At 63.5% G+C, this 12,920-nt stretch carries 14 protein-coding genes; 5 read left to right on the top strand and 9 right to left on the bottom strand.

Going from position 1 to position 12,920, the window contains the following annotated elements; translation table 11 throughout:
- The first annotated feature begins 9 nt into the window (after positions 1 to 9).
- The 5 genes from MU848_RS16345 (at position 10) to MU848_RS16325 (ending at position 4,190) form a co-directional block, all read left to right on the top strand.
- Positions 10 to 633: an aminotransferase class IV gene (locus MU848_RS16345; protein ID WP_201531047.1), complete on the top strand. Its 624-nt coding sequence runs from the start codon at positions 10 to 12 to the stop codon at positions 631 to 633.
- A 192-nt stretch (positions 634 to 825) separates the two neighbouring features.
- Complete coding sequence (locus MU848_RS16340) at positions 826 to 2,028, top strand: pyridoxal phosphate-dependent aminotransferase (protein ID WP_097090796.1); 1,203 nt, start codon at positions 826 to 828, stop codon at positions 2,026 to 2,028.
- 209 nt (positions 2,029 to 2,237) lie between these two features.
- Positions 2,238 to 2,405, top strand: coding sequence for a hypothetical protein (locus tag MU848_RS16335; protein ID WP_176502162.1), 168 nt, complete (start codon positions 2,238 to 2,240; stop codon positions 2,403 to 2,405).
- Positions 2,392 to 3,063, top strand: coding sequence for a peptide-methionine (S)-S-oxide reductase MsrA (msrA, locus tag MU848_RS16330; protein WP_247234215.1), 672 nt, complete (start codon positions 2,392 to 2,394; stop codon positions 3,061 to 3,063). Before MU848_RS16335 ends, msrA begins: the two co-directional genes overlap by 14 nt.
- A 14-nt stretch (positions 3,064 to 3,077) precedes the next feature.
- Positions 3,078 to 4,190 carry a zinc-binding dehydrogenase gene (locus tag MU848_RS16325; protein ID WP_247234213.1) on the top strand — a complete coding sequence of 371 codons (1,113 nt, stop codon included), beginning with the start codon at positions 3,078 to 3,080 and terminating at the stop codon, positions 4,188 to 4,190.
- A gap of 57 nt (positions 4,191 to 4,247) precedes the next feature.
- Here the strand turns inward: MU848_RS16325 and MU848_RS16320 are convergent, their stop codons facing one another.
- The 9 genes from MU848_RS16320 to MU848_RS16280 all read right to left on the bottom strand — a co-directional run bounded on the left by MU848_RS16320 (position 4,248) and on the right by MU848_RS16280 (position 12,818).
- A complete protein-coding gene (locus MU848_RS16320) occupies positions 4,248 to 4,631 on the bottom strand; it encodes a VOC family protein (RefSeq protein ID WP_097090799.1) in 384 nt (127 codons plus the stop codon).
- Between the two features lie 294 nt (positions 4,632 to 4,925).
- Positions 4,926 to 5,459: a translation initiation factor IF-3 gene (gene infC / locus MU848_RS16315; protein WP_021238112.1), complete on the bottom strand. Its 534-nt coding sequence runs from the start codon at positions 5,457 to 5,459 to the stop codon at positions 4,926 to 4,928.
- 124 nt (positions 5,460 to 5,583) lie between these two features.
- Positions 5,584 to 7,566, bottom strand: coding sequence for a threonine--tRNA ligase (thrS, locus tag MU848_RS16310; RefSeq protein ID WP_247234211.1), 1,983 nt, complete (start codon positions 7,564 to 7,566; stop codon positions 5,584 to 5,586).
- Positions 7,567 to 7,677: 111 nt separating this feature from the next.
- The gene (locus MU848_RS16305) at positions 7,678 to 8,043 is read right to left on the bottom strand and encodes a DsrE family protein (RefSeq protein ID WP_247234209.1); all 366 of its coding nucleotides are present in this window, start codon (positions 8,041 to 8,043) and stop codon (positions 7,678 to 7,680) included.
- A complete protein-coding gene (locus tag MU848_RS16300; RefSeq protein WP_247234207.1) occupies positions 8,031 to 8,798 on the bottom strand; it encodes a HesA/MoeB/ThiF family protein in 768 nt (255 codons plus the stop codon). The genes MU848_RS16305 and MU848_RS16300 overlap by 13 nt, the downstream gene beginning before the upstream one ends.
- Positions 8,795 to 9,259, bottom strand: coding sequence for a dUTP diphosphatase (dut, locus tag MU848_RS16295; RefSeq protein WP_247234205.1), 465 nt, complete (start codon positions 9,257 to 9,259; stop codon positions 8,795 to 8,797). Before dut ends, MU848_RS16300 begins: the two co-directional genes overlap by 4 nt.
- Positions 9,234 to 10,481, bottom strand: coding sequence for a bifunctional phosphopantothenoylcysteine decarboxylase/phosphopantothenate--cysteine ligase CoaBC (coaBC, locus tag MU848_RS16290; protein ID WP_247234203.1), 1,248 nt, complete (start codon positions 10,479 to 10,481; stop codon positions 9,234 to 9,236). The genes dut and coaBC overlap by 26 nt, the downstream gene beginning before the upstream one ends.
- A complete protein-coding gene (ubiB, locus tag MU848_RS16285; protein ID WP_097090806.1) occupies positions 10,478 to 12,019 on the bottom strand; it encodes a 2-polyprenylphenol 6-hydroxylase in 1,542 nt (513 codons plus the stop codon). Before ubiB ends, coaBC begins: the two co-directional genes overlap by 4 nt.
- A 67-nt stretch (positions 12,020 to 12,086) precedes the next feature.
- Positions 12,087 to 12,818: a class I SAM-dependent methyltransferase gene (locus MU848_RS16280; protein WP_097090807.1), complete on the bottom strand. Its 732-nt coding sequence runs from the start codon at positions 12,816 to 12,818 to the stop codon at positions 12,087 to 12,089.
- Positions 12,819 to 12,920: the final 102 nt, after the last annotated feature.

Genomic DNA, 12,920 nt, shown 5'->3' with positions numbered 1-12,920 from the left:
ATAGTTTCGATGTCATTGGCTGACGGACGGTTTGATCTGCTCGAAACCATGGCTTTCGATCCCGTCGAGGGCATCAGGCTGCTGGAGTTGCACTTGGAACGATTGAAGGAAAGCGCTGAGGCGCTTGATTTCAGCTTCGACCGCCATGAAGTCCGCAACGAATTGCAGGCCGCGACCTTTCGCCTGCGCGAACGCAGCCGCCTTCGCCTCCTTGTCTCGCGGCGCGGCTCGATCGCGATAGAGGTGCGCGAACATCGCACTTGGCCACAGGCCATCATGCATGTGGCTATCGTTCCCCGCCAGAGCTCCTCCAACGACCTGCGCCTGATCCACAAGACGACGGATCGCAGCGTCTACCGCGATGCGCTGAAGCGGGGGGGCACCTATGAAGTGCTGATGACGGACGAGGATGGCTTCCTTACCGAAGGCTGCTTCTCCTCGATCTTCGTCGAACGGGGCGACAAGCTGGTGACGCCGCCGCTTTCGCGCGGACTGCTCCCCGGCGTCCTGCGCCGTAGCCTCATCGAAATGGGCGAAGCGATCGAACACGACCTGCGCCCCAGCGACCTTGCCCACGGCTTCTTCATCGGCAACGCCGCCAGAGGCATGGTCGCCGCGTCGCTGGTCAAATAACGCCGTCATCTCAGCGAAAGCTGGGATCTCAGGTTAGGTTTACGGCCCCTCGCCAGATTCCAGCTTTCGCTGGTATGACGAAGAGGATGAAGCCACCCCATCCCAACTGGCGGTTGCCCACCGCGTGATAGCGCACTAAGGAGCCTCGCGTCCGCCCGGGCGGATTCACTATCCATCAGAAAGAGTGTCACGATGAGCCAGACTTCCGCTGCCCTCGGTCGCATCCAGCCCTCCGCCACCCTGGCGATGAGCGCGCGCGTGAATGCCCTTAAAGCCGATGGCGTCGATGTCATTGGTCTCTCGGCGGGCGAACCCGATTTCGACACGCCCGACTTCGTCAAGGAAGCGGGCATCGCCGCGATCCGCAAGAACCTGACCCGCTATACCGACGTCGACGGCACCGCCGACCTCAAGGACGCCGTCGCCTTCAAGTTCAAGCGCGACAACGGCCTGGACTATAAGCGCAGCCAGATCAGCGTGAATTCGGGCGGCAAGCACACTCTGTTCAACGCGCTGGTCGCGACCGTGGACGTGGGTGATGAAGTCATCATCCCCGCGCCCTATTGGGTCAGCTATCCCGACATCGTGAACTTCGCGGGCGGCACCCCGGTCTTCGTCGAAGGCCCCGCGAGCCAGGGCTACAAGATCACCGCCGCGCAGCTCGACGCCGCGATCACCCCGCGCACCAAGTGGCTGATCCTGAACTCGCCGTCCAACCCTTCGGGTGCGGCCTATTCGGCGAACGAGCTCAAAGAGCTGGGCGAGGTGCTGCGCCGTCACCCGCATGTCCTGATCATGACCGACGACATGTATGAGCATGTCTGGTACGCGCCGACCCCTTTCGCGACCATCGCGCAGGTCTGCCCGGACCTCTATGAGCGCACCCTGACGGTCAACGGCTGCTCCAAGGCCTTCTCGATGACCGGCTGGCGCATCGGGTTCGCCGGTGGTCCCGAATGGATCATCAAGGCTATGGGCAAGCTCCAGTCACAGTCCACGTCGAACCCCTGCTCGATCAGCCAGGCGGCCGCCGTCGCCGCGCTGACCGGCGATCAGGACTTCCTGGAAGAGCGCAACGCCGCCTTCAAGAAGCGCCGCGACATGGTCGTGTCGATGCTGAACGACGCGCCAGGCCTCGACTGCCCGACGCCCGAAGGCGCTTTCTACGTCTATCCCGACGCCAGCGGCGTGATCGGCAAGACGACGCCCAAGGGCCAACTGATCGACAGCGACGAAACGCTGATCGGCTACTTCCTCGACGAAGCCCGCGTGGCTGCGGTTCACGGCGCCGCCTTCGGCCTCTCCCCCGCCTTCCGCATCAGCTATGCGACGTCGGAAGAGGTGCTGGCCAAGGCATGCAAGCGCATCCAGGAAGCCTGCGCCGCACTCAAGTAAGCTGATCATCCCTCCCCATTCGAATATGGGGAGGGACCGCTCTTGTTGAAAAAAATCGGACCTGCGTCCGAAACAGCCCCTTGCAGCCAGAACCCGGCCGCCTATATCGCGTTTCAACTCGAAACTGATTGGTCGGCCTTGTTCACCAAAGGCTAACGCGCCTGCTGCTATCCCACTCCGCCCAGGCAAAGATAGAAAGGAAGAAAGCCATGCTGACATTCCTGAAGTCGGACCTCTTCCTGCGATTCCTTGGTGGTTTCGCGATCGGCTCCGCTGGCCTGTTCGCCTTTCACGTTGCCGAGCCTCCTGCGCTCACCACCCCCGCCATGGCCGCGCCCGAGAGCGCTCCGCAGGCGATCGAACATGCGGCGCGTTAACGCCTTTCTCCTCGCCTTCTCGGCGGCCATCGCCGTCGCCTCTCCCCTGCGCGCCGAGCGTCCCGTGCTTGCTCCCGTGCCCGCGATAGACGCTCCGGCGACGCGTAAGCTCGAAACCGCTGTCTTCGCTGGCGGCTGCTTCTGGGGCGTCGAGGGCGTCTTCTCCCACATCAAGGGAGTGCGCCTCGTCACGTCCGGGTTCGCCGGTGGCCCTGCCAAACTGAAGGTCGATTATGACCGCGTCAGCCAGGGCGACACGGGGTTCGCCGAAGCCGTCCGCGTGACCTATGATCCGCGCCAGGTGAGCTACGGCACCTTGCTGCGCGTTTTCTTCTCGGTCATCGCCGATCCCACCACGCTCAACTATCAGGGCCCCGATCGCGGCACCCAATATCGCAGCGCGCTCTTTCCGCTGACGCCCGGCCAGGACAAGGCGGCCCGCGCCTATCTCGCGCAATTGGGCAAGGCAGGCCTATGGCGCGACCCGATCGTGACGAAGGTGGAACGGTTCACCGGCTTCCAGTCCGCTGACGCCTATCACCAGGATTTCCTGACCCGCAACCCGCGGCATCCCTATATCAAGCGGTGGGACATGCCCAAGCTCGCCGCGTTCAAGGCGATGTACCCGAGCCTCTACAGCGCCCGCCCTTCAGCCTAAGAAAGGAAAGCGACATGACCGAGATCCAAGGCCTGAAACTCCTGTCGACCTTGGATGCGGATGGTCGCTTGATCGTGGAACTCGCCGAGGAGAGGCTCCCACCTCCGCAGGCGGACGAAGTGCTGGTCCGTGTCGAGGCCGCGCCCATCAACCCGTCCGACCTCGCGCTGCTCTTCGCGTCCGCCGACGTCGAGAACGCCGAATATAGCGAAGGCCGCATCGTTGCACGAATGCCCGACGCCGCGCGCCGCGCGCTTGCAGGGCGGGTCGGTCAGCCAATGACGATCGGCAATGAAGGCGCGGGCACGGTCATCGCCGCTGGTGAAGCGCCGGAAGCACAGGCGCTGCTGGGCAAGCGCGTCGCCCTGATCAGCGGCAGCATGTTCGCGCAATATCGCACCGTGAATGCCCGCGCCTGCATGGTCTTGCCCGACGACGTGACGGCGGAGCAGGGCGCGTCCGCCTTCGTCAATCCCATGACCGCGCTGGGCTTTGTCGAAACGATGAAGCGGGAAGTGCACACGGCGATCGTTCATACCGCCGCGGCCTCCAACCTTGGCCAGATGCTGGTGCGCATCGCCCAGGAAGATGGCATTCCGCTGGTGAACATCGTGCGCAACGATGCTCAAGTGGCTATCCTCAAGGATATCGGCGCCGAACATGTGCTCAACAGTTCGGAAGAAGGGTTCGCCGCTCAACTGGAAGCCGCCGTCGCCGCAACTGGCGCGACCATCGCCTTCGACGCGATCGGTGGCGGCCATCTCGTCAGCCAGATCCTGCACGCCATGGAACAGGTTGCCAGCAAGGACGCCCCGTACAGCCGCTATGGCTCTGACAGCCCCAAACAAGCCTATATTTACGGCGCACTCGACCTTTCGCCCACCATCCTGACGCGCAGCTTCGGCTTTGGCTGGTCTGTCGGAGGTTGGCTGCTCTTCCCCTTCCTGCAAAGCGCCGGGCCGGAAACGATCGAACGGATGAAGCAGCGCGTAATGGACAATATCACCACCACCTTCGCCAGCCACTATATGGGCCATATTTCACTGTCCGAAGCGCTCAGCCGCGACGCAGTGCTCACTTACAATGCCCGGCGCACCGGCGAAAAATATCTGGTCGTTCCAAACTGACCTGAAACGCGAAAATTCAGGAGCGCTACAGCCGCGCTCCTGAAGCCCCGATCTAACTCAACCCGCCATGTGGTGCAGCGCGCACAGCTTGTTGCCTGCCGGGTCGCGCAGATAGGCGAGGTATAATTTGACTACACCGCTGTCACGAACACCCGGGGGGTCTTCGCAAGTCGCACCGCCCGCCGCGATGCCCGCCGCATGCCATGCATCGGCCTGCTCGGGCGAAGAAACGGAAAAGCCGATGGTGCCCCCGTTTGCAGCACTTGCCGGTTCACCGTTCAGCGGCTTGGAAATCGCGAACACGCCGCTTTGCGTCATGTAGAAGACGCGGCCCTTGTCGTCGATGAAACCCGGGGGGATGCCCAGTGCGCCCAGCGTCGCGTCGTAAAATTGCTTGGATTCCTGAATGTCGTCGGCACCCACCATGATGTGGCTGAACATATTCACCCTCTCTGCCATTTCGAGCGGCCCGCACCAACCGGACTTGCCGGTCCGTCCGGAAAACGCTTCGCATAAAAGCTGAAACTCACCGAGCCGATGGGTCGGAAAAGCTTCACAAGACCACGGCTTATCTTTGCCGCGCCTCATGCATGAACCAGCCGAAGCCCGCTGTCGACCCTCATCGAACTCGCGCCCTGCAACTGCTTCACGCTCCGTGCTCCGGCGTCTCCATAACAAAATGGGCGGAGCCTGAACCCAGACCCCGCCCAATTGCATCTGCCAAAGCGGCAAGCCTTATTTCGGCGCCAGCACCATCAGCATCTGGCGGCCTTCCATGCGCGGATAGGCTTCGACCTTCGCGATCTCGCCGACATTTTCCGCCACGCGCTGGAGCAGCTGCATGCCGAGCTGCTGGTGCGACAATTCGCGGCCGCGAAAGCGCAGGGTGATCTTCACCTTGTCGCCGTCGCCGATGAAATCATGGACCTTCTTCATCTTCGTATCATAGTCATGATCGTCGATGTTCGGACGCATCTTGATCTCTTTGAGTTCCTGCGTCTTCTGGGTCTTGCGGGCGATGTTCGCCTTTTTCTGGGCCTCGTACTTGTACTTGCCGATGTCCAGGAACTTGCAAACCGGCGGATCGGCGGTCGGCGACACTTCGACCAGGTCCAGCCCGATCTCATAGGCGCGCTCGATAGCCTCCTGCGTATACATCACGCCCAGATTTTCGCCTTCGTCGTCGATCACGCGCACCTTGGGCACGGTGATGAACTCATTGTAACGGGGACCGGACTTAGGCGGCGGCGCCATCGGGCGGCGCATCATTGGGGGACGTATAGCGGCTTCTCCTATGGAAACTTCAAGAATCTGGCGGGGTCTTTAGCGCAAAGCCGAAAGGGGCGGCAAGTCCGCAGTTGCGGATTCACCGGCCCCATGTGGCATTGCCGCCTCACTGCATATCGGGAGCCAGCGCGTCCTTTGCAAGGCGCGCGATGACATCATCGACGGCAAGGACGCTTTGGCCTTCCTTGCCCAGCTCGCGCAACGCCACGGTGCCTTCATCGGCTTCGCGGCGGCCGACAACCAGCAAATTCGGGACTTTGGCAAGGCTATGCTCACGCACCTTATAGTTGATCTTCTCGTTGCGGACGTCGACTTCCGCGCGAATTCCCGCCGCACGAAGCTTCTCCACCACTTCGTTCGCATAGTCGTCCGCATCCGAAACGATGGTCGCGACCACCGCCTGCACCGGTGCGAGCCAGAGCGGGAATTTGCCCGCATAATGTTCGATCAATATGCCGATGAAGCGCTCATAGGACCCGAAAATCGCCCTATGGAGCATCACCGGCCGGTGCCGTTCGCCATCTTCGCCCACATAGGAAGCGTCGAGTCGCTCCGGCAGAACCCGGTCCGACTGGATCGTGCCCACCTGCCATGTCCGCCCGATCGCGTCGGTCAGATGCCATTCCAGCTTCGGCGCGTAGAAGGCGCCTTCGCCCGGCAACTCTTCCCACCCATATTCCGGCGTGTTGAGGCCAGCGGCGGCAACGGCGTTGCGCAGTTCCTCCTCGGCCTTGTCCCACATCTCTTCAGTGCCGAAGCGCTTGTCGGGGCGCAGCGCCAGCTTGATCGAGTAGGTGAAGCCGAAATCCTTGTAGATCCGGTCGGCCAGCTCACAAAATGCCTGCACCTCCGCGACGATCTGGTCCTCGCGGCAGAAGATATGCGCATCGTCCTGCGTGAATTGCCGCACGCGCATAAGCCCATGCAGCGCTCCATGCGGCTCGTTCCGATGGCAGCAACCATTCTCGTAAAAGCGCAGCGGCAGGTCGCGATAGCTCTTGATCCCCTGGCGGAATATCAGGACATGCGCCGGGCAGTTCATGGGCTTTAATGCCATCCAGTCGGCATCGTCCGACACCAGCGGCCCTTCATCCTCGACGTTCGGCACTTCGTCGGGGATGACGAACATATTTTCGCGATATTTGCCCCAATGGCCGGACTGCTCCCATTGGCGCGCGTCCATCACCTGCGGCGTCTTGACCTCGCGATAGCCACCTGCATCGATGGCACGGCGCATATAGGCTTCCAGCTCCCGCCAGATCAGATAGCCCTTGGGATGCCAAAAGACGGAGCCATGCGCTTCCTGCTGAAGGTGGAACAGGTCCATCTCCGCGCCCAGCTTGCGGTGGTCGCGCTTCGCGGCTTCTTCAAGCCGCGTCAGGTGCGCGTCGAGCTGCTTCTTGTTCAGCCAGCCGGTGCCGTATATGCGCGAGAGCATCGCATTCTTCTGATCGCCGCGCCAATAGGCGCCCGACACACGCGTCAGCTTGAAGGCGTTGGGATCGAGCTTGCCGGTCGAAGCCAGATGCGGCCCGCGGCACATGTCGAGCCAGTCGCCACCCGACCAGTAGACGGTCAGCTCCTCCCCCTCAGGAAGCTCGGCCGCCCATTCCGCCTTGAACGTCTCGCCTTCCGCCTTCCAGCGCGCGATCAGGTCTTCGCGCGTCCACACCTCGCGGCGAAGAGGCTTGTTGGCCGCGATCAACTCCCGCATCTTCGCTTCGATCGCAGGCAGGTCCTCTTCCGTGAAGGGCCGGTCCTTCGGTGCGAAATCATAGTAGAAGCCATCGTCCGTCGCCGGGCCGAAGGTGATCTGCGTCCCCGGGAACAGCGCCTGCACGGCCTCCGCCAAAAGATGCGCGAAGTCATGCCGCGCCAGTTCCAGTGCGTCAGCTTCGTCTTTGCTCGTCACCAAAGCGAGCTGCGAATCCTGCTCCAGCGGGCGCATGATATCGCGCAGTTCGCCATCCACCCGCGCCGCGATCGCCGCCTTGGCCAGACCAGGGCCGATCGCCGCCGCAATATCCGCCGGAGTAGTGCCGGGCGCGACTTCACGCACGGAACCATCGGGCAGGGTGATCTTGAGCATGGCGGACAAGGGACAGGTCTTTCTGTGAGTGGAGGCAAGCAGCGCAAAAAGCCGCCCTTTCCCCATAAATGGGCCGCCCCGTCTGTCAATAGAAGGGGCTTTGGTGAAAGCTCATGCAAAGAGCAGGCGGGCCTCGTCGCTGGTCTCCTGCAGGAAGGAGACGGGGCCGCCTGCTTCCACCTCCGGCGGGAGCATGTCTGCGGTCATGCCCGCCAGCATGAGGCCGCTCTGGCACGCGAGGATAGTCACGCCCAGCGCGGCGGCTTCGTCTATCAGCGTTCCAAGCAGTGGCAGGCCAGCCGCCGCATGTGCTGCGTCCCCGGCAGCTGTAATCGGGTGCCGCAGCAGCGCCACCGCATCCAATTGCAGGAATATGCTGGCCGCTCCCCCCAGCGCCGCCTGCGCGCTCGCCAGCACCAATGCGCCGCGCAGCCGCTCTGCGTCAGCGGTGGCGACGACGATCCTCAGTTCGCGCATAGCTCAGCGGCGCACGCCTTGCAGCCGGGGTCCTTGGCGACGCTGACCGTGCGGAACCGCATGGAAAGCAGGTCGGCGAGCAGCAGCTTGCCCGCCATGTCCGCGCCGAATGGAACGAGCGCGCGAATGACTTCCAGCGCGGCGAGGCTGCCCATCACGCCGGTGAGCGCGCCGATCACGCCGGTCTCGGAGCAGTTCCGCTCTGGCGCATCCTGCGGATCGCCGACCAGGCAGCGATAGCAGGGCTGGTCGCCTTCCCAGCCGCGATAGGTCGCAAGTTGCCCCTCGAACGGCCCGACCGCGGCCGACACGAGCGGAATGCGCAGTCGCTGCGCGCAATCCGCCACCGCTAACCGCGTCGCGAAGCTGTCGCATCCGTCCAGAACGACATCCGCATCGCGCAGCATGAGGGCGGCATTATCCGCATCGATCCGGGCGTTGATGGGGATCAGCTTTACGTCGGGATTGAGCTTGGCAACCGCCGCCATCGCGGCCTCAGCCTTCGGGGCGCCCACGTCGGAGGTGCCGAACAGCACCTGCCGCTGCAAATTGGAAAGGGCGACATGGTCGTCATCGATAACCCGGATCGTGCCCACACCCGCCGCCGCGAGATAGAGGATCGCGGGGCTACCGATGCCGCCCGCACCGATCACCGCGACATCGGCCGACAGCAGCCGCGCCTGACCCGCGCCACCAATCTCCTTAAGGACGATGTGGCGGGCATAGCGCTCCAACTGCTCGTCGGAAAAGGTCATGAGGAACTCACTCCCGTCGATCCGAAACCACCCGAACCCCTGACCGTCTCGTCCAGTTCCTCGACCTCGGCAAAGCGCGCCAGCTGCACCGGCGCCGCCACCAGTTGCGCGATCCGGTCACCCCGCGAGATGACGAAGGGCTCGGTGCCCAGGTTGATGAGGATGACCTTCAATTCGCCGCGATAATCCGCATCGATCGTGCCGGGCGTGTTGGGCAGGCTGATCCCATGCTTCAGCGCCAAGCCCGACCTTGGCCGCACCTGCACCTCATACCCATCGGGGATCGCCATCGCGAAGCCCGTCGCCACCGCATGCCGCCCACCTGGTACGATGATCACATCCTCGGCAGACATGACGTCCATGCCCGCCGCATGTTCGGTCGCATAGGCGGGCACCGGCAGCCCCTCGCCATGGGGCAGGCGCTTCAGGCGGATTTCAATGGGGGAGAGGGGGGAGGGCATGAGCGACCTTTTCCATGATGCGAGTGGCGACGGCATCCTTGGGCAGCTGTTCCCAACTTTCGATGCCGTCGGCCGTGACGATATGCACGCTGTTGCTGTCGCCGCCCATGACGTCACCCGATACGTCATTGGCGATGATCCAGTCCGCGCCCTTGCGCGCCAGCTTGGCCTGCGCATGTTCCGCGACCTTCTCGGTCTCGGCGGCGAAACCGATCAGCAGGGCAGGGCGCTGTGCATGCTTGCCCAAGGTGCCAAGAATGTCCGGATTCTCCACCAGCGCGAGCGGGGCAGGCTTGCCCGATCCATCCTTCTTGAGCTTTTGCCCGGACGCATCAGCCGTGCGCCAGTCGGCAACCGCCGCGACCATGATCGCCGCGTCGGCGGGCAGCGCGCCTTCGACCGCAGCCAGCATGTCTCGCGCTGTTTCCACATCGATGCGGTCCACGCCCGCAGGCGTCGGCAAATGCACCGGCCCCGCCACCAGCGTCACGCGCGCGCCAGCCCGCGCCGCCGCCGCCGCGATCGCAAAGCCCTGCTTCCCCGAAGAACGATTGGCGATGTAGCGCACCGGATCGATCGGCTCATGCGTCGGCCCGGCGGTAATCAGGATATGGCGTCCCTTGAGCGGCAGTTCGGCCCCTTCAAAATCCGGCTGCCCGGCAAGCGGGTCTTTCATCGCCGGACGTTCAAGCAGCCGCTCAACCTCCGCGACGATCGCTTCGGGCTCAGGCAGGCGCCCCTTGCCGAACTCACCGCAAGCCATCTCGCCGCTATCGGGTTCCATCAGGTGGACGCCATCGGCATGGAGGCGCGCCAGGTTCCGTTGCGTTGCCGGATGATGCCACATGCGCACATTCATTGCAGGCACCGCCAGCACCGGCTTGTCCGTCGCCAGCAGCAGCGTCGTTGCCAGATCGTCGGCAATGCCATTCGCCATCTTGGCAAGGATGTTCGCCGTCGCGGGCGCGACCACCACCAGATCCGCCTGTCGGCTGAGCTGGATATGCCCGATCTCCCGCTCTTCCTTCAGGTCGAACATGTCGCCATAGACATGATCCTCGGTCAGCACGCCCAGGGACAGCGGCGTCACGAAATTGGTCGCGCTGCCGGTCAGCACCGCGCGCACCGCGATGCCGCGCTTCCTGAGCAGCCGCACCAGCTCCAGCGACTTGTAGGCGGCAATGCCACCGGCAACGATCAGGAGAATGCGGCGCTGAGTCATAGCTGCAGATGTAGCAGGGCCGTAACGACCGCTCCAGTCACCGCGGCGATCCCCGCCACGGCGGCATAGCGCCAACCGCCGCCGATGCGGATCAGCCTGACTTCGGTCAGCGGCGGCGGCGGCGGCGCGCCGCCCTTCTCCGGGAATGCTTCCTCGATCCGGCGCACAAGGCCCGGCAATCGCTGAAGCGTCCGCCAATTTTCGATCAGCGCATCGGCGGCCTTGGCCTCCGGCCCCAGTTCCGCGCGCAACCACTCCTTCACATAAGGGCCGCTCGTTTCCCACAGGTTGATGTCGGGATCGAGCGCGGTCGCCACGCCTTCCACCATCACCATCGTCTTTTGAAGCAGCAGCAGGTGCGGCTGCGTCTGCATGTCGAAATCGCGGGTGATGGCGAACAGCCCGTCCAGCATGCCCCCGACCGAAAGCTCGCGCACCGGCTTGCCCCGCATCGGCTCGCCGACGGCGCGCAGGGCGGTAGCGAACTCCTCAACATTATGGTGGCCGGGCACATATTGCGCCTCGAAATGGATTTCGGCGACCCGCTTGTAGTTGCCGGTGATCAGGCCATAGAGAATCTCCGCCAGCCACATACGCGCGCGCCGGTCGATCCGCCCCATGATGCCGAAGTCGATCGCCACGATGTCGCCATTGCCGGTGACGAACAGGTTCCCCTGATGCATGTCGGCGTGGAAGAAACCTTCGGCGATCGCCTGCCGCAGGAAGGCGTTGACCAGCCGCGCAGCCAGTTCCTTCACGTCATGACCCGCCGCGATCAGGCCGTCGCGGTCGGAGATCTTGATCCCGTCGATCCACTCCATCGTCATGACCTTGCCGGTCGTGCGATCCCAATCGATAACCGGCACGCGATAGCCGGGCATCGCCTCCATCGCCTCGGCCAGCTCGGATGCCGATGCGGCCTCGCGGCGCAGGTCCAGCTCCCGTGCCGTCCACCGCTTGAGGTTCGCGATGACGAGGCGCGGCCGCAATCGCGCGGCTTCCCCGCCCAGCATCTCCATATGAGCAGCCGCCCACTCATAGGTCTGGATGTCGCGGTTGAACTGGTCCGTGACGCCGGGCCGGATCACCTTCACCGCCACATCGCGTCCATCGGTCGTGACGGCGCGGTGCACCTGCGCGATTGAAGCCGCGCCTACCGGTACTTCGTCGAAGCTGCGATAGATGCTCTCCAACGGACGCCCGAAACTCTGCTCGATCTGCGCGCGGATCGTAGCGAACGGTACGGGCGGCAGCGCGTCCTGCAACCGCAGAAGATCGTTCGCCGCTTCATCGCCGACCAGATCGGGGCGCGTCGCCAATGTCTGCCCCAGCTTGATTGCCGCTGGCCCGATGGCCTGAAACGCATCGGCATAGCGCGGCTGCCTGGGCACCCTGGCGCCGACCCGCGCCACCCGCACCAGACGCCGGACCGGCGCTGGCGTCAGCGGATCGCGCTCAATCCCTCGCAGAGCGCCATGCCGCGCCAGCGTCCGGCCCCATTTCAGCAGCCGCCAGATATGCGTGATGTGGGATGGCACTACTGGCTCCCCTCCCGCAGGCGGGAGGGGCAGGGGGTGGGCGCGAGCGAAGCGAGCTTCGGCACCATCAAATCTTCCACCCCGAATGGATCGCCACCAATCCGCCCAGGATCGGCTCGACCTTCGTCTGCACGAAACCCGCCTCGCGGATCATCCGCTCGAATTCAGGCATGGGCGGAAAGCGCCGGATCGATTCGATCAGATATCTGTAGCTGTCCTCGTCGTCCGCCAGCAGCTTGCCGAGCTTGGGCACCAGCCGATGGGAGTAGACGTCATATACATCGGAAAATCCCGGCCAGGTCGTCGTCGAAAATTCCAGGCAAAAGAACCGCCCGCCAAATTTCAGCACCCGGTGCGCTTCCCGCAGCGCCTTGTCGATATGCGTCACATTGCGGATGCCAAAGGCGATCGTATAGGCGTCGAAGCTGCGATCCTTGAAGGTCAGCTCCTCCGCATTCTGCTCCGACCAGATCAGCCCTTCCAGGCCCTTCTTCTTCGCGCGCTCGACGCCCACGGCCAGCATTTCCGGATTGATGTCGGACACGGTGACGCGCGCGCCATGCTTAGCCAAGCGGAAAGCGACGTCGCCCGTGCCGCCCGCCATGTCGAGGATCGCTTCCTCCTTGCGGGGCTTCACGCGACTGACGAACTGATCTTTCCACAGCCGGTGCGCGCCTGCCGACATGGCGTCGTTCATCAGGTCATATTTGGACGCGACATTGGAAAAGACCGCGCGGACCATCCCCTGTTTTTCAGAGGCATCCACGTCGCGATAGCCGAAAGAAGCGGTGTCGTTCATGGGCCAGCCTCCTAGAGCATTTGCATGTCCGGTGGAAACACCCCAGATCGGCGAAAATGTTCAGTGATTTGTCACTGCCTCCACAACAGCTTCCGGAACGAT

Source organism: Sphingobium agri (assembly GCF_023051225.1).
Taxonomy (GTDB): domain Bacteria; phylum Pseudomonadota; class Alphaproteobacteria; order Sphingomonadales; family Sphingomonadaceae; genus Sphingobium; species Sphingobium agri.
This window is presented reverse-complemented; position numbering and strand designations above follow the sequence as displayed.